General features: G+C 71.0%; 13 protein-coding genes and 1 riboswitch. Of the genes, 10 read left to right on the top strand and 3 right to left on the bottom strand.

Translation table 11 applies throughout. From position 1 onward, the window contains the following. The first annotated feature begins 43 nt into the window (after positions 1–43). The 4 genes from AC6I72_RS33655 to AC6I72_RS33640 all read left to right on the top strand — a co-directional run bounded on the left by AC6I72_RS33655 (position 44) and on the right by AC6I72_RS33640 (position 2766). Complete coding sequence (locus AC6I72_RS33655) at positions 44–247, top strand: hypothetical protein (protein ID WP_498005246.1); 204 nt, start codon at positions 44–46, stop codon at positions 245–247. Continuing rightward, positions 244–1140 (top strand): XRE family transcriptional regulator, encoded by an 897-nt coding sequence (locus AC6I72_RS33650; RefSeq protein ID WP_498005245.1) that lies wholly within the window; start codon positions 244–246, stop codon positions 1138–1140. The genes AC6I72_RS33655 and AC6I72_RS33650 overlap by 4 nt, the downstream gene beginning before the upstream one ends. A 9-nt stretch (positions 1141–1149) precedes the next feature. Next, positions 1150–2172 (top strand): hypothetical protein, encoded by a 1023-nt coding sequence (locus AC6I72_RS33645; RefSeq protein ID WP_498005244.1) that lies wholly within the window; start codon positions 1150–1152, stop codon positions 2170–2172. Positions 2173–2388: 216 nt separating this feature from the next. Next, the gene (locus AC6I72_RS33640) at positions 2389–2766 is read left to right on the top strand and encodes a nuclear transport factor 2 family protein (protein WP_498005243.1); all 378 of its coding nucleotides are present in this window, start codon (positions 2389–2391) and stop codon (positions 2764–2766) included. 275 nt (positions 2767–3041) lie between these two features. Here the strand turns inward: AC6I72_RS33640 and AC6I72_RS33635 are convergent, their stop codons facing one another. Next, the gene (locus tag AC6I72_RS33635; protein WP_498005242.1) at positions 3042–7439 is read right to left on the bottom strand and encodes a hypothetical protein; all 4398 of its coding nucleotides are present in this window, start codon (positions 7437–7439) and stop codon (positions 3042–3044) included. 143 nt (positions 7440–7582) lie between these two features. Here AC6I72_RS33635 and AC6I72_RS33630 point away from each other — a divergent pair, with 143 nt between their 5' ends. Next, entirely contained in the window at positions 7583–7789 is a 207-nt protein-coding gene (locus AC6I72_RS33630) for a hypothetical protein (protein WP_498005241.1), read from the top strand. Between the two features lie 22 nt (positions 7790–7811). Here AC6I72_RS33630 and AC6I72_RS33625 read toward each other — a convergent pair whose 3' ends face one another. Next, the gene (locus AC6I72_RS33625) at positions 7812–8798 is read right to left on the bottom strand and encodes a hypothetical protein (RefSeq protein ID WP_498005240.1); all 987 of its coding nucleotides are present in this window, start codon (positions 8796–8798) and stop codon (positions 7812–7814) included. A 77-nt stretch (positions 8799–8875) separates the two neighbouring features. After that, positions 8876–9358 carry a hypothetical protein gene (locus AC6I72_RS33620; RefSeq protein ID WP_498005239.1) on the bottom strand — a complete coding sequence of 161 codons (483 nt, stop codon included), beginning with the start codon at positions 9356–9358 and terminating at the stop codon, positions 8876–8878. 382 nt (positions 9359–9740) lie between these two features. Here AC6I72_RS33620 and AC6I72_RS33615 point away from each other — a divergent pair, with 382 nt between their 5' ends. From AC6I72_RS33615 to AC6I72_RS33595, 5 genes are all read left to right on the top strand, one after another. Further along, the gene (locus AC6I72_RS33615; RefSeq protein ID WP_498005238.1) at positions 9741–10784 is read left to right on the top strand and encodes a winged helix-turn-helix domain-containing protein; all 1044 of its coding nucleotides are present in this window, start codon (positions 9741–9743) and stop codon (positions 10782–10784) included. Between the two features lie 224 nt (positions 10785–11008). Further along, positions 11009–11117, top strand: a riboswitch (SAM riboswitch). A 357-nt stretch (positions 11118–11474) separates the two neighbouring features. Then, positions 11475–12455: an amino acid ABC transporter permease gene (locus AC6I72_RS33610; protein ID WP_498005237.1), complete on the top strand. Its 981-nt coding sequence runs from the start codon at positions 11475–11477 to the stop codon at positions 12453–12455. Further along, positions 12452–13249 (top strand): amino acid ABC transporter ATP-binding protein, encoded by a 798-nt coding sequence (locus AC6I72_RS33605; RefSeq protein ID WP_498005236.1) that lies wholly within the window; start codon positions 12452–12454, stop codon positions 13247–13249. Before AC6I72_RS33610 ends, AC6I72_RS33605 begins: the two co-directional genes overlap by 4 nt. A gap of 61 nt (positions 13250–13310) precedes the next feature. After that, on the top strand, positions 13311–14333 hold the full coding sequence (locus tag AC6I72_RS33600) for a transporter substrate-binding domain-containing protein (RefSeq protein WP_498005235.1): 1023 nt from the start codon (positions 13311–13313) through the stop codon (positions 14331–14333). Between the two features lie 86 nt (positions 14334–14419). Then, positions 14420–15145 carry a GNAT family N-acetyltransferase gene (locus AC6I72_RS33595; RefSeq protein WP_498005234.1) on the top strand — a complete coding sequence of 242 codons (726 nt, stop codon included), beginning with the start codon at positions 14420–14422 and terminating at the stop codon, positions 15143–15145. The last annotated feature ends 123 nt before the right edge of the window (positions 15146–15268 follow it).

Here is a 15268-nt window from a genome sequence, read left to right as displayed (position 1 = left end):
AGCACCCCCAGACCCCTCTTTCTGCCTGCGCACGGAAGGTGCCATGAACAGTAAGCAGGTGATGACCGTGGTCGTGATGGCGACGGTCCTCGCGTGGAGCACGGTGATGACCGTGCTCGGCCATCTCGCGGCAGTGGCCGCGCTGCTGCCCTCCCTCGGACTCCTCGTCCGGCAGATCGCCGCCGCGTTCGACGGCGGCGGCACGCGGCGCGCTCCGGCGGCCGGGAACGAGGAGCTGTCGCGGTGAACACGCCCCAGATATCCGACCAGTCCGACGGTGAGCCTCCCAGCCGCAGAGGACGCCCGCCCGGGCCCATCTGCGACACCGTCGGAGTGACCCACCGGACCTGGCTGGAGCAGGTCCGCCGACGGCTCGCCGCCAGCGGGCTGACCCTCGACGACCTCGTCAGCCGCTCCGGCTACTCCAAGACCAGGCTGTCCGAACTGCTGCGGGGCAAGGGCTACTACCCGGGCTGGGCGATGACCTACAGCGTGGTCAAGGTCCTGGACATCCCTCCCTGGCCGTTACGGCGCCTGTGGACGGCAGCCGCCCGGGAAGCGGATAAGAAGGACATCTGGATAAAAAACGGTATCCACGCCGTGCAGCCCCTGGGGCCGGAGGACCCGCCCGTCCCCCACCTCGCCTTCAAACAGGCCATGGACCGCCCCTACACCGCCTACGCCCAGGCGTTCCTGCAGACCGAGGCCCGCGCCCGCCGGGTCGTCGCGGAGACCTTCGACATCCTGTGGCTGAACTGGAAGGAGGCGACTAGCAGCAGCAACACGCCCCGTCACGCGTGGAACCTGCTGAGAGCCAAGGTCATGGCGCGGGCCGACACCCACGCCGGGCACCCGGACCTCCGGGCCGCAGCCCTGCGGACCGTGGCCGTGGCCGGGAGCGACGACCTCGACGACTGCCTGGCCCGGGCCGCCCGGATGGTGGCCTTCTTCGACGCCGTCGCCCGCCTTGCCGAGGACCAGATGGATGTCACCGTCCTGCGCTTCCTGTGCGGCGTCGACGAGGACGCCGTGCCCGGCATCATCGGCCTGCCCCCGGCCATCACCCACAGCCTCGCACGCCACGCCAGGGGCGCCCTGCACGGCCTCCACCCCGGCACCCACCCCGACACCCTGGAGTGATCAGCCCCCATGAGCGTCATCGACGATCTCCTCGCCCAGTCCCGCCTGCTGGACGCCTCCGTGCCCGCCGACGTCGTGCCCCACGACGACTCGGCCTACTACGCCTTCGACGACCTCGGCCAGACCACGGGGAACCCCAGTCCCGGCTCGGCCGACGAAGATGCTGCGGGAGAGCTCGCCGCCCTGTGCGAGACGGCCGTCGCCCACTGCAGCGCCGCACAGATCGTCGACTTCCTCACCGACCAGGTCCCCCAGCCGCGCGCCGCGTGGATCCTCGGCTGCGTGCTGCGCATCGCCGGCGACGACGACGGCGCCCGGTTCTGGTGGCAGTATGCCGCCGGCGCGGATGACGCGCCCGCCTCCTACTGCCTCTACCTGCACCACCTCGCCCGCGGCGACGCCCACGCGGCCGCTCTGTGGCAGACCCAGATCGGCGCCTACGCAGGAGAGGCGGACAGCGCCTCCTTCTACGACCGGGGCTCGCCCGCCTCCGACGTGGTCAACGCCGATACGAGTCTGCCCACCCTGCTGCGGATCCTCAGCCGCCTCACCCCGGCCGGTCCCCGCCGGCACACCCAGACGGCCACCGCGGTCATCCAGTTCGTCTCCCGCGCCGTCACCATCGGCTACGACCGCCACCCCGACCTCGAAATCCCCGCCCCCGGAACGAACTTCGCCGAACTCCTCCAAGTCATCCTTGCCGCGGTCCCCTCAGACCCTGCCGTCCCCGCATCGCCGGCACTCGGGTCTCGTGTCGCCGGAACGGGACGGTCCGAGGAACTGCCCAACAGGACGGCGCCGGAGGCCGTTGACGAACGGGTGCCCGGCGAACAGCACACCCCCGGCCCTCGGCGCCTCCTGGTGGAAGTCACTGCCGACGACCACGAGTCCGCCCCCCAGTTCTTCAAGGAAGCGAGTGCCGTGTGCTGGAAAGAGGCCACCGACGCCCAGCCCGCCCGCCGCGGCAACACCCTCGCCTACTACTTGCACCGGTTCCTGGGCACGCGCGTACGCACCGCGCCGGCGCACTGAAGGCGAAAGGCCGCACCGCAGCCGCCGGTCCGGCCCGGGGCGTGCTGCGGGCGTGCGCCACGGACCCTGACGGTGGAAGACCGAGACCTCTTCCAGCGCGGCCCGTTCGGTCACGACGTGTTTCACGGGCGCGGCGTCGCCGGCGCGGCTGCGACGGGCGCTCCAGGGTGGTTCACCGCGATTGGAAGAGGGGGAGGCGGCTGGTATTAGTGGTGTATGCAGGAAGAAACCGCGCGATCCGCCATCGACATGTTCCTCTCCGCGTTCAACGCCTCGCACGACAGCTACGTGCCGGCTCTGCTCTCCCAGGCCCTGACCCCGGACGTGGTCTTCTGGGGGCCGCTGGGCCGCCGTGAAGGAATCGAGGCGGTCGAGCGGTTCGTGCTGGACATCCGGCGCCACCCGGCGGGGACCGGCACCATGGTGCGCTGTTCGGCGGTGGACATGCCTGACGAGTGGGCCCGGTACCGGTGGGCCTTCACCACGCCGGACGGAGGCCCCCGCCTCGCGGGAACGGACATCGTCCATCTACGGCGGAACCTCCTCGACCAGGTGATCGTCTTCGCGGGGGAGATCCAGCCGTCCGCCTCCTGAGCGGTCCTCCTGCGGCGCCGTCCTTTCCCTGAACCGGCCTGTTCGGCCCCGGAGTCGCGGTGCGCAGTTCGGGCGAGGACCACGCGACGAGCACGCTCGCCCTGCTCCAGACCTGGAATGACGACGTCCGCGCCACGGCCGGCATCCAGGTCCTCCCGGCCCGCTTCCACTTCCCCGATCCGGCCTCACTCTCACCGTCCGTACCGCAGAACGTCCATGCCGCGACCTCTCGGCCTCCGGGCCAATGGGCCTGGGGTGTTTGTCCGGGCGGGCTCTCAGCCGTGCTGTTCGTAGAGGCTCAACGAGTGAGTACAGCGGGCGACCTCGATGAGGACCTCGGGTACGGCCTCGGAGATCGTGCTCACGAGGTCGGTGACGGATCCAGAGGCCAGGGCCTCCGCCACGAGGGTCCGGCGCCGCACGTCGCAGAGGGCATGGCCGCCCGCCACCTGCAGAAGGGCCTCGCCTCGTTCATTGAAGACGTCCGACGTGTCCAGGGGAATCCCGCGGGCGAGGTCCGCGGCCTGGTCGAGCTCGCCCGCGGAGACGAGCCGCTCGACCTCATGCCGCTGCGAGAACCTCGCGTCGTTGTTTCTCCCGGCGTGTTCTCGACCGCTTCTCGTGGGTGGTGCCTTCGGCCGGGAGACCGTGGCCCGGAGCGATTCCTCCGTCCCCTCCGGCCCCGTCCCGGCTGCATCGGGCTCCGCGGTCGCGGGGACGCCGGACGGGACGTCCGCCAGCCGCTTCAGCTTGTCGCTTCGCGCCGCTTCCACCAGCTTCAGCGCCCGCCCCCGCTGCCCGGTGTCGAGCAGTGCACGGACGATGGTGGACAGCGCCTCCTCCGCTTCCCCGGAAACGTACCGGCGGGCCGTCTCCGGCAGGTCGTCCGCCGTGCGCAGGGCCAGGACGGCCGCGATCAACGGCTCGGCGCCGTCCGAGTCGCCGCCTCGGACGAAGACCTCCGCTGTTTCCTTCAGGGACTGGAGGGACCAGGTGAAGTCGTCGATGCTCTGCGCCAGTCCGGCGGCTTCCTCCAGTCGTCCTTCTTCGAGGAGATGCCGGACCCCTCGGTACAGTGCTCTGCCCCGGAAGAACGGGGAGGACACGTGCCGGGCGATGCGCAGGGCGGCGGTGAACCTGCCCTTCACCAACTTCGTGGCTGCCTCCTCCAGGGAGCAGTCGAGCCCCGGAGGGATCTCCGCCACGGAGGTGGTCAACTCGCAGGCGTCCTCGGCGGCCCGCACGGCCTCCTCGGTGCGGCCGCAGTCCGACAGGCGGATGGAGATCTGAGCCAGGGTCTCGCACCGCAGTACCGTGTCACTGATCGACTCCGCCAGGCCGAAGGACTCCGGGGCGCGGCCCCGCCTCGCCCATGCCTCTGCGGTCTGCTTCAGCGCGCGGTCCCTGACGTCGGGCTCCGTGATGGAGCGTGCCAGGTCTGTCGCCTCGTCCACGCTGCCGTGCCGCACAGCACCCGACACCACCGCGTGCAGCGCGTGGTCCTTCCCCGCCGGGTTCGGGATCGCCGAGGCCACGTCGAAGGCGGCTTCCAGATGTCCGGACGAAGCCATGTCCCGCACGGAGTCGAGCAGCCACTGCAACAGGCCGGAGTGAGCGCTGGAGCGCGCCAGCGTGGTGGCCTCGCGGGCCAGTGCCACCGGTGCCCCGCCCATGCTCGCCAACCGGTACGCCACCGCTCCCAGGACGATGCCCCGCCACTGCGCCCTGGCGACCGACCTCGCGACAGCGATCGCGCGTTCCTGCTCGCCCTGTTCGACGAGATCCGTCACGATGTCGATCAAGGCGTTCCCGGCCTGGTGGCCGGCCTGAGTGCCGGCGAGCAGTGCCAAGGCTTCGTCCAGCAGGCCCACGCGCGCCAGAGTCAGTGCGGCCTGCGGCGTCAGGCGATGACTCACGGAACGGGAGTACGACCACGCCAGTTCCGCGACTTCCCGCGCGATCCGAGCGGCGTCCTGCGTTCTGCGGGCGCTCGCCCACCCGAGGGCGACCCGGTTCAGCGCCGCGAATCGTGCGGAAAGTTCGGGAACCTGGTGAGCCAGCTTGTCCGCCTGGCCGAGCGCGCCGGCCGCCACCAGGAAACCGACGACATCCCGCAGGACGGGGCTGACCTCCTCGGCGGTCCGGAAATCGCGGGCCTCGTCCATGGCCGCGCCGGCCGCTTCCTCGGCCTCCGCCGACCGCCCCGCCTCCGCCAGCGCCTTGGCCGCACTCGCCCTCGCCGCAGCGCGCAGCGACGGCTCACGGATGGCAGCGGCGGTGGAGAGCGCCTCCTGCCAGGCTCCGGTGCGGGCCCCTGCTGCGACGACGTGCCGCAGAGCGTCGTCGTGAAGGTGCGGATCCAGCATGGCGCGTACGACGGAGACGGCTCGACGCACTTCGCCGCTGCCGGCGAGCTCCTCACAGAACACGGACCACGCGTCGGGCCGTGCGTCGGCGGCCACTGCCCTCGCGAACAGGGCGCGCGCCACCTCGACGAGCCCGGCCCTGCCCAGGGCCCTGATCAGATCGCGGATCAGGCCACGGTGCTCGGAGTCGCTGTCCTCCCCGGAGCACGCGGGCACGGCCTCAGCGGCCCTCTGCGCCAGCCCGGAGAATTCCCCGGCATCGCAGCCTTGCTCCGACAGGCGCAGGCAGCACCAGGCCAGTGCCCGGGACCGCTCTTCGGGGTCCTCGATGGCCATACACAACTCCTCGGCCTGTTCGGGGAGTCCGCGAGACGCCAGGGCCAGGGCGCACCAGCGCAACGCACTGTGCCGGTGGGAGGCCGCAGGAATGGCGAAGACGGCGTCGAGGACCATGTGCGCGTCCTCCGCGCAGCGGCATTCCTCGAGAACCCGGCCGTAGAGATCTCCGGGTTCGCTCAGGTGACTGAGCGACGCCTGCTGAACGGCTCTTCTCACCTGTCCCAGCCGCGCCCACATGCGCACGACGCCCGAGGGAACGGATCCGGCTCGCTCCCGGATCTCGTCCCGCTGGATGGCCAGCCGCACGCAGACCCCCACGTCGGGGTCCGAAGCGGAGACGTGACGCTCCAACGCGTCCAGAGTCTCGGCGAGTGCCTCGGCGTCCGACGCGCTGCTCTCCCAGAACCGTTCCTGGCGTTCCCGGTCCGTTGCCAGCTCGGTCAGCCGCCGCAGATCCCCGCTCTCCCTCAGCATCGCCGGGTAGCCGAGCAGCGCGAACTCCGGCGTTTCCTCCGGCCAGCCGGCCGCCCGGAACACCGCGACGAACTGGTGCAGGCGGTCGCGTGCAGCCCTCAGCTCGGCGGGCCGCAGCAGGTTCCGGGCGGTGACAAGCAGTTCCTGGTGTGCGAAGTAGTAGAGCCTGCCTCCCTCGGGAGCGAGGCGCGCGGCGCTCTTCTGGAAGACCCTGCCCGCCGATCCGCCCAGTACCTGCTCGACGCCCAGCGGGCTGAAATCCGTCAGCCGTGCGAAGTCCTCGGAGTCGAGACCGCCGCCGGCCGCCGCGGTGAAGGCGACCAGGTCGCGCGCGAGGCCTTTCGATTCGAGGAGCAGGCCGAGGTTGCGTTCGGCGTCCTCGCGGATGGCGCGCGCGGCCGGGATCTCGCGCAGTGGGTGATCGATTCCGGGGTCGCGCAGCGGATGCTTCCGCGCGACATCACCGGGGACAGGCGGGTGCGGCCGCCCCGCGACGACGATCCGCAACCCGTCCGGCGGCTTGCTCGGCAGCAGCGCGGCGATGCTGTGCCCCGCACTCGACCGCGGAAGTCCGGTGTCCTCGTCCATGCCGTCGACGAGCAGGACGAGATGCCGTCCGGCGGCCTTGGCCTGCTGCGCCGCACGTTCCAGGGCTTCGTGGAGGGTGCCCTGGTCGCAACATTCGAGTCCGGTGTCGTTCAGGTAGCCGCTCAACCGCTTTTGGAGCACGTGGAGGAAGGCGCGCCGGTCGGACCGTCCGGGCATACGGGCTGTGACGAAGAAGGGCAGGACATCCATGTTCCGCGGGTGGTGGAGCGCGAAGTGCGCCATGAGGGCGGTCTTGCCGCACCAGGCGTCCCCGACCCACCGCCAGTACGGTGAGGGCGAGCCGTCCGTGCCGTCGCAGAACGCCGTCATCGCCGCGAGTTCGGCCCGGCGTCCCTCGAACCTCTCGGCCTCGAACTCGAGGATCTCGTAGTGGTAGGAGGGCATCCGACGCTGGGCACGAGCCCTCACGACCAGGTCCCCGTCGACCGGGAACCGGCTGTCGTCGCCCGTGACTGCCACGGGACCGGAGACTCCGGTACCGAGCAGCGCGGTGACGGGACCGGTTCCTGCCGGTGTACCGGCCCCTTCTTCGCCCGCCCGCACGGACGCGTCCGGCTCGGCCGGGCCGCCGCCGTCGCGCTCGGCAACAGGCGCGAGGAGCCGGGGGCTGGTCTGTTGCAGAGCGCTCCTGCGCAACGCCTTCAGCCGGTCGAGGCCGATTCTCAGGACGTCGTCAAGGGCGGTGAGCGTGCGGATGCTGGGCGCCGGCCGCTTGTTGTTGAAGGCGTGACTGACAGTGGTCGTCGACAGCGAACACCGCTGTGCCAGCGTCGCTTTGGTCCACCCCTTCCTGCTGAGCGCGGTCTCCAGCAGGTCGCTGAGTTCGTCGCGTGCGACCTGCGGGTCCGTGATCCGCCGCTCGCCAGGGGTGCGCCGCGCCTCCAAGAATCGCCCCCCGACGCGATGGTGCTGTCATTGAATTCCGTTCGCTCCCATTCACTGTGAACGTCATTCAACGCTTAGTCCAGCACCTTCGGTACATGCAGCGATTCCCGCTGCGTGTACCGAGAGGCTGGTGAGCTGTGGCGATGATCGTGTTCATGATGGGGCTGGGCTGTGTGCTGGTGGTGCTGGCCGCGGCCGTGGTGGGTGTCGGCGCGGGGTACCTGGTTCGCCGGTCCGGTGGGTCGTATCCGGCAGCGGCGCTGCGGGCGGGAGCGGCGTTCGGGGCCACGCTGATCGTGGTGGCGACGGTGACCGGGGCCCTGGCGGCCGTGGCCGCCCTGCTGCGGTGATCCCGCCGGCTGCTCTCGAGGCTCACGGCGAGGCAGGGACCTTGCCGGACAGGTACCGCTGCACCGCGGCGAGTTCGCGGTCACGGTCGCGTGCGACACGGGTGAGACCGTCGCGTTCACGGGTGATGGCCGCCTCCTGGTAAGCGGATTCGACCGCGAACCAGACCCCGACCAGGTTCGTCTGCTGCTTGCAGGCGACGTCTGTCCGCGCCTGCGCGAGTTCCGCGTGATCGGGCTCGGGGAGGTCCAGCGCCGGCAACCGGGCCGAGGCGCTCAGCGGGTCGGCGGGTACGCGGTAACCGTTCCGCTCCATGCACTGCTGCCAGCGGCGGAAGACGGCCGTGACGCGCGGGTCCCGGGACGAAGCGACGAAACTCTCGGCTTTGATGCGGGAGACGACGCCGCCCGCTCCGGTGCCGGGTCCCTGGAGGCCGTCCGACGCCGAGGACCGCATGCCCAGTGCGCGGTCGGGAGCGCCGTAACACCCGTTCACCGGAATGCGCCGGCCAAGATACTCGGTGATCCGTCTGCCGGTGGTCACGTCGACACCGCTGAGGACGGTCCGGGCCTGCGCGGACAGAGCCGGTGGCTTGGCCTGTGCGCGACCGGCGGTGGCGGTGGACGGAGGTTCGTCGCGAGGCACGTGATAGCCCCAGGTCCGGGCCGCATCGGGGTCGGTGACACCGTAGCGCCGGAACATGACCGAGTACTGGAGGGCCCGCACACCCGTGGCGGGGGCGTGACTGACGGGATAGGTGAAGCCGAACTCGCGCATGCACTCGCGCACCAGCGAGGCCGCCACCCAGTCGTACCGCGCGGTCTGCGCCGGAGTCAGCATGTACCGCTCGATGGGCAGGTGCAGGGACCGGACGTCCGCGCCGGGGGCGTGCGTAGCCGCGGGCGGGACCTCCTGTCCGGGCTGGGCGCGGCCAAAGGTGCATGCCGTCGTGAGGGCCAGGAGGAGCGCGCACAGCGCGACGGGCCGGCGGGCGGAGCGGAAGTACCCCATGGTGTTGTCTCCTTGCCGGGCGGGGCCGCCGGTGGTGCACGGCCCCGCACCAGATCACATCAGCCGAACGGACTGGGTCAGTGGCCCACGCCCGGGCAACGGGTGTGATCCGAAATGGCTATGGAGGCCTCGTTGTTGCGCAGGTACGTCTTGAGGTTGCCGCCCTTGCCGGGGCTGAGCCAGTTCGAGTCCCCCTGGAAGTCCGTCGAGTACCAGATGCCGACGTTGCAGGCGGAGGAGGCGTTCTCTGCGGAGGCCGCGTTGTTGCGCACCGGCTGACCGGCGCCCGCCGAGCCGTACCCGTCGTCGTGGAACGTGGCGCCGCTGAGGTTGCGCACGGCGTTGGACGTGGACTTCCAGACCGCGCCCTCGGCCCCCGGTGAGTAGTAGAGGCAGAAGAAGTACGGGCTGGTCGTCCCGCACCGCACGGGCGCGCTGTTGGTGTTCCAGCCGTCGATCCTGTCGCTCGTGGCGCTGGACTGCCCGGCCAGGACACCGACCAGGGCGAGTGAGGCAGCGGCCGCTGTCCCGAGCCGCGCGACGATGCGCTGTGCATGCATGTGGGTTCCTCGTTTCTCCTCGCGCCCTGACGAGGCGCGAGAGGGATCAAAGACGGTCCTGAAAGGGGGGGCGGAGCGGTTCACGGCTGCCCGGGTGGCAGCCGTCGACGCCCGCACGGGCAGGCGCTACCCCACCGGCCGGTGCCGTTTCCTCCGGCCGGAACGGGGGCCTTGCCGGGCCCGCTCCATCAGGATTCCTCCGACGCCCGTGGCCGTTCGAGGAGATTCGGGCTGCGCCGAATAGCGGACAAACGGCCTGCCCGGCCGGCTCGCTGGGGGGCTGCCGGCGAGCGGGCGGTTGCCGTCCTGATTCGGTCTGGACCGGCCCGGGAGATTCACGAAGGATCACCCTCGGCTCTTTCGCACCGGGCAGGGGGGAAGCATGGTCTACCGCATTCACTTCACGGTCGAGGACCTGATGAGGACCCGGGTGGCGCAGCCCTCGCCACTGATGGAACTGGCCGCCGCGGTACGCACCCTGCAGAGCCGCAGCCACCCGGTACGCTTCGGAGCCTGGAGACGAGCCGCCTTCGCCGGCTTGGAGCCCATGGCCCGGATGGTCCTCGACCTGATCCCGCCAGGGGGCTGGGCGCCCACGTTCCTGAGCTCCGCGGGCACGGGCGAGCCGCACGAGCTGCTGGACCGGGCGCGCGCCGCACCCCGTTCCCGGATCCGCGAGGACCTGGCCCACATAGCGGAACAACAGCCGCTCCCGCCGTGGGCCCGCCACCTGGCCGACGACTGCGACCTGCGGCGACGGCTCCACGAGAGCCTGGATCACGTCTACGACGTGCTGCTGTCCCCCCACTGGGCCCATGTCGTCGGCGAAGCGACGGCCGACCAGGGGATACGGATGCGGCATCTGCTCACCGGCGGAGTGGAAGCCCTGTTCGCCTCACTCGACCCACGGCGGATCCGCTGGACGGCACCCGTCCTGGAAGTCGCCATGGCCTCCGGTTTCGACGGCGACCTGCACCTCGAAGGCCGAGGGCTGCTCCTCGTCCCTTCGGTCTTCGGAGCGGGCTCGCCCGCCATCGACATCGACGCCGAACCGCAGCCCGTGGTGAGGTACCCCGTCGGCCACGACTCGGCACCGCCCTTCACGGTGCCGGTCCGCCCGGCCCCGTCCGCAGCACACACCTCACTGAGTTCACTGCTGGGCAGGACCCGCGCCTCCGTGCTGTACGCCATCGCCCAGCACCCCGGTTGCTCGACCAAGGAACTCGCCGCTCTCACGGGCATGACGCCCCCCAGCGCCAGCGAACACGCGACCACCCTGCGCGCGGCCGGACTGATCAGCACGGTCCGGCACCGCAACACGGCACTCCACAGCCCCACCGCCATGGGTATCGCTCTGCTCAACTCCCCGACTCACAGCGGCTCAAGTCCTGTCCGGGATGATCTGATGTCGCTCGATCGTGGGTGACAGGACGGTTCCCCGCGCGCCATGTCCGGGCAGGCGGGATGGCGGGCATCGAACGGATGCCGTACGCGACAGAGCGACGGCCCACGGGGCGAGCCCGGGCGGGCCGGAGCGTCGGCACGACCGGAAGGACCGAGGGGCCGGCACTCCCGGCCCGGGGACCGTTCCATCTGATGGACCGGCGTTGACATTCGTCCGGGTCATTGTCTTAACTACGTGCCCAGAACGGTCATGAGTGTCAGCGACAAGCCCTGGCTGGCTGACCGGCAACCCTCGCACCGCGGTGGGGTGCCCCAGGCGACGACCAGACCGATGAGACATCGGTAAGCGCGAGGCCCCCGGGGCCGGAACAGTGACGGTGACGCCATGTACGCAGCTCCCAGGACGGCGACACGCCGCCCGCAGGGCTGCGTACAGCCGTACCCGGCCCCCCTCGTCGCCGATCGCGCCATCGATCTGCTCCGCGTGAACAGCGCACTGTGTACCGCACCGGGCGACAGCGCCCGCTGCCGGGGCTGACACCTCCCCGCAGCGCCCGCTGCCGGGGCTGACATCTCCCTCAGCCCCCGCCTCCACCGACCGACACCGCCCGCGCGGTGTGCCGTCGTCCTCCACGCCCCGGTGCCTCGCCGTCGTCCGCGCCTGCGCGCGCCGCCGCGCTTCCGGGGTGTTCCCACCCAGCCGGAGCCCACCATGAGTGAACCCCCTGGCGCCACCGTCACCCTCGCCGAAGCGCCGGCCGCCGACGGACGTCAGCAAGCCCTCACCGCCCAGCGAGTGCTGCCGCTACGACGGCCGGGACGCTGGATCGCCACCGCGGCGGTCCTGGTCCTGGTCGCCCAGTTCGTCCACGGACTGGCCTCCAACCCCTTCTACCAGTGGGACCGCTTCGGCTACTGGTTCCTGCGGCCGAACATCCTCGAGGGACTCCTCATCACCTGCGAAGTCACCGCCTACAGCGCGGTGCTGGGCCTCCTCGGCGGCATCCTGCTGGCCGTCGCCCGGCTGTCGAGGAGCCCGGTGCTGCGCGCGGTCAGCTGGACCTACGTCTGGGCTCTGCGCTCCATCCCGCTCATCGTGGTGCTGATCTTCCTCTACAACTTCAGCGCCCTGTACAAGACGCTGAGTGTCGGAGTCCCCTTCGGCCCGGCCTTCCTCACCTTCGACGAGTCCCGGCTCGCCACCGACATGGCCGTCGCCGTCGTCGGCCTCAGCCTCAACGAGGCCGCCTACGCCGCCGAGGTGGTACGCGGCGGCATCCTCTCCGTCGACCAGGGCCAGCACGAGGCGGCCACCGCGCTCGGGCTGCCGAAGAGCTACCAGTTCCGGAGGATCGTCTTTCCGCAGGCGCTGCGCTCGATCGTCCCCAACTACGTCAACCAGCTCATCGGCCTCGTCAAGGGCACCTCGCTGGTCTTCTACGTCTCCCTGCTGGACCTGTTCGGCACCGCCCAGTCCATGGGCTCCACCTACCCCGGCGACATCGTGCCGCTGCTGCTGGTCGTCACCGTCTGGTACCTGGTCCTGACCAGCGTCGTCTCCGTTCTCCAGTTCTACGTCGAGCGGTACTACGCCCGCGGTGCCACCCGCGGCCTGCCGCCGACGCCGCTGCAAAGGCTCCGCACCGGTCTCGGTGACCTGCGGACCCGCATCCGCCGGGAGGCCGCCGTATGACCGCCAGGACGCCCGAAGCCCCGGCCGCCGTCGAGCCCGCCACCGTGGAAGTGCACGACGTGCACAAGTGGTACGGCCCGCACCGGGTGCTGAACGGCATCGACCTGACCGTCCGCCCCGGTGAGGTCACCGTCATCCTCGGCCCGTCCGGCTCCGGGAAGTCCACCCTGCTGCGGGTCATCAACCACCTGGAGCAGCCCGAGATCGGCTACGTCAGCATCAACGGCGAGCTGATCGGCGTGAAGCGGCAGGGCGAGCGGCTGAGGGAGCTGAGCGAGAGGGCCATCCTCACCCAGCGCGCCCGGATCGGCTTCGTCTTCCAGAACTTCCACCTCTTCCCGCACCTGACCGTCCTCGACAACGTGGCCGCCGCGCCGGTCGCCACCGGGAAGCTCGGCAAGCCCGAGGCCCTGGAACTCGCGCGCGAACTCCTCGGCCGGGTCGGCCTCGCCGACAAGACCGGCGCCTATCCACGCCAGCTCTCCGGGGGCCAGCAGCAGCGTGTCGCCATCGCCCGCGCCCTCGCGCTGCGCCCCGGCGTCATCCTCTTCGACGAGCCGACCTCCGCCCTGGACCCCGAACTCGTCGGCGAGGTCCTCGCCGTCATCAAGGACCTGGCGACCAGCGGCACCACCCTCGTCATCGTCACCCACGAGATCGGCTTCGCCCGCGAGATCGCCGACCGGGTCGTCTTCATCGACGGCGGAAGGATCGTCGAACAGGGGACGCCCACCGAGGTCCTCGACACACCCCGGCACGAGCGGACCCGGGACTTCCTCAGCAAGGTCCTCTGACGCGCCGCACCCCTCGACCTCCCCACCCCGCCCTCATCCCCTGAAGCGACAAGGAACAGCCATGTCTGCCCACTTCACCCGACGCAGCCTGATACGCGGCATCACCGCGGCGACCGCCGTCGCCACCCTCGCCACCGGGCTCGCCGCCTGCGGTGGCGACAGCGAAGCCGCCACCGCGGTGAGCGACACCGCCGGCACCGTCACCGTCGGCCGGCTGTCCAACGGTGCCGCCAAGGAGACCACCCTGAAGGTCTCGGAGGTCAAGTCCATCAGCGCCGAACTGCCCGACGCCGTCAAGAAGAGCGGCAAACTGGTGATCGGCTCCGGCACCCTGCCGTCAGGCTCCCCGCCGCTGGGCTTCGTGGGCAGCGACCAGAAGACCCTCACCGGGTCCGAGGCCGACCTGGGCAGACTGGTCGCGGCCGTCCTCGGCCTCGAACCCGAGGTCAAGCGGTTCACCTGGGAGAACCTCTTCGTCGGCATCGACAGCGGCAAGGTGAACGTCGGCTTCTCGAACATCACCGACACCGAGGAGCGCAAGCACAAGTACGAGTTCGCCTCCTACCGCAAGGACGACCTCGCCTTCGAGACGCTCAAGTCCTCGAAGTGGACCTTCGGCGGCGACTACCGGGCCCTCGCGGGCAAGACCGTCTCGGTCGGCGCGGGCACCAACCAGGAGCGGATCCTGCTGGAGTGGCAGAAGAAGCTCCAGAGCGAGGGCAAGAAGCTCACCGTCAAGTACTTCCAGGACAACAACAGCCTCTACCTGGCCCTGAACAGCGGCAAGATCGACGCCTACCTGGGCCCCAGCCCCAACCTCTCCTACCACGTCACCCAGACCGCGAGCACCCCCGACCCGACCAGGATCGCCGGCCAGTACTCCGGTGCCGGCGAGGCCCTCCAAGGGCTGATCGCGGCCACCGCGAAGAAGGGCAGCGGCCTGGCCAGGCCCCTCACCGACGCGATCAACCACCTGATCGAGAACGGCCAGTACGCCAAGTGGCTCGCCGCCTGGAACCTCTCCCACGACGCCGTCACCAAGTCCGAGGTCAACCCGCCCGGACTGCCGCTCGACAACTCCTGACCACTGCGTACCCCGGACTCCACCGCCGCCCGCGGTGGAGTGCCCGCGCGCCGCACACCCGAGCCGCCCACGGAGAACGCCACGCCATGTCCGTCACCACCCTCGACGCAGGCCCCTCGCACATCCTGGACAACCCCGCCTGGGCCGCGCTCACCGGCCCCCACGCCCACCTCGCCCGACGCATCGGCCGTGCCGCCCGCTACCACGAGGACGTGTCCCCCTTCCACGCCGTCTCCGACGAGGACGACCCGCGCGCCTGGGCCGACCTCGCCGCGCTCGTCGGCCCCGGCGGCACCGCCTCGGTGCGGAGCGTCACGCAGACTCCGCGTGGCTGGGAGATCGTGCGCACCGGACACGGCGTCCAGCTCGTGGACACCGGCGTGCGCGCGGAGCCCGACCGCGAGGCCGTACGGCTCGGCCCCGACGACGTGCCCGAAATCCTCGACCTGGTCGCCCGCACCCAGCCGGGCCCCTATCTGCCCCGCACCGTCGAAATGGGCACCTACCTCGGCATCCGCCACCACGGCCGGCTGATCGCCCTGGCCGGCGAGCGGCTGCACCCGCCCGGCTGGAGGGAGATCAGCGCCGTGTGCACCGACCCGGACCACCGCGGCCGGGGGCTGGCCACCCGCCTCGTCCGCGCGGTCGCCGCCGGCATCAAGGAGCGCGGTGAACGCCCCTTCCTGCACGCCGTGGCCACCAACGCGAACGCGATCCGGCTGTACGAGTCGATCGGCTTCACCCTGCGCCGCCGTACGGTCTTCTCGCTCGTGCGGCACACCGGCGCCGCCGCTTCGGAAGAAACGGCATAGCTGTGCCGTCGTGCTCGTCGCAGGCGACCGCCCCGACCGTCGGGGCGTCCGCCTCCCCCCGGCCCCACGCCGGCCCGCAGCGCGTGCCCGGCCCCCTCCGTAGCTCCCGACCCGGTTTCCCCA

Source organism: Streptomyces sp. Xyl84 (assembly GCF_059731885.1).
Note: the sequence above shows the minus strand (reverse complement) of the source record. Positions and strands in the feature narration are given on the sequence as shown.

Excerpts from the sequence above, each read along its gene's own strand:
- AC6I72_RS33610 (WP_498005237.1), top strand. The coding sequence starts at position 11,475 with ATGAGTGAACCCCCTGGCGCCACCGTCACCCTCGCCGAAGCGCCGGCC.
- AC6I72_RS33615 (WP_498005238.1), top strand. The coding sequence starts at position 9,741 with ATGGTCTACCGCATTCACTTCACGGTCGAGGACCTGATGAGGACCCGG.
- AC6I72_RS33620 (WP_498005239.1), bottom strand. The coding sequence starts at position 9,358 with ATGCATGCACAGCGCATCGTCGCGCGGCTCGGGACAGCGGCCGCTGCC.
- AC6I72_RS33625 (WP_498005240.1), bottom strand. The coding sequence starts at position 8,798 with ATGGGGTACTTCCGCTCCGCCCGCCGGCCCGTCGCGCTGTGCGCGCTC.
- AC6I72_RS33630 (WP_498005241.1), top strand. The coding sequence starts at position 7,583 with ATGATCGTGTTCATGATGGGGCTGGGCTGTGTGCTGGTGGTGCTGGCC.
- AC6I72_RS33595 (WP_498005234.1), top strand. The coding sequence starts at position 14,420 with ATGTCCGTCACCACCCTCGACGCAGGCCCCTCGCACATCCTGGACAAC.
- AC6I72_RS33605 (WP_498005236.1), top strand. The coding sequence starts at position 12,452 with ATGACCGCCAGGACGCCCGAAGCCCCGGCCGCCGTCGAGCCCGCCACC.
- AC6I72_RS33655 (WP_498005246.1), top strand. The coding sequence starts at position 44 with ATGAACAGTAAGCAGGTGATGACCGTGGTCGTGATGGCGACGGTCCTC.
- AC6I72_RS33600 (WP_498005235.1), top strand. The coding sequence starts at position 13,311 with ATGTCTGCCCACTTCACCCGACGCAGCCTGATACGCGGCATCACCGCG.
- AC6I72_RS33640 (WP_498005243.1), top strand. The coding sequence starts at position 2,389 with ATGCAGGAAGAAACCGCGCGATCCGCCATCGACATGTTCCTCTCCGCG.
- AC6I72_RS33645 (WP_498005244.1), top strand. The coding sequence starts at position 1,150 with ATGAGCGTCATCGACGATCTCCTCGCCCAGTCCCGCCTGCTGGACGCC.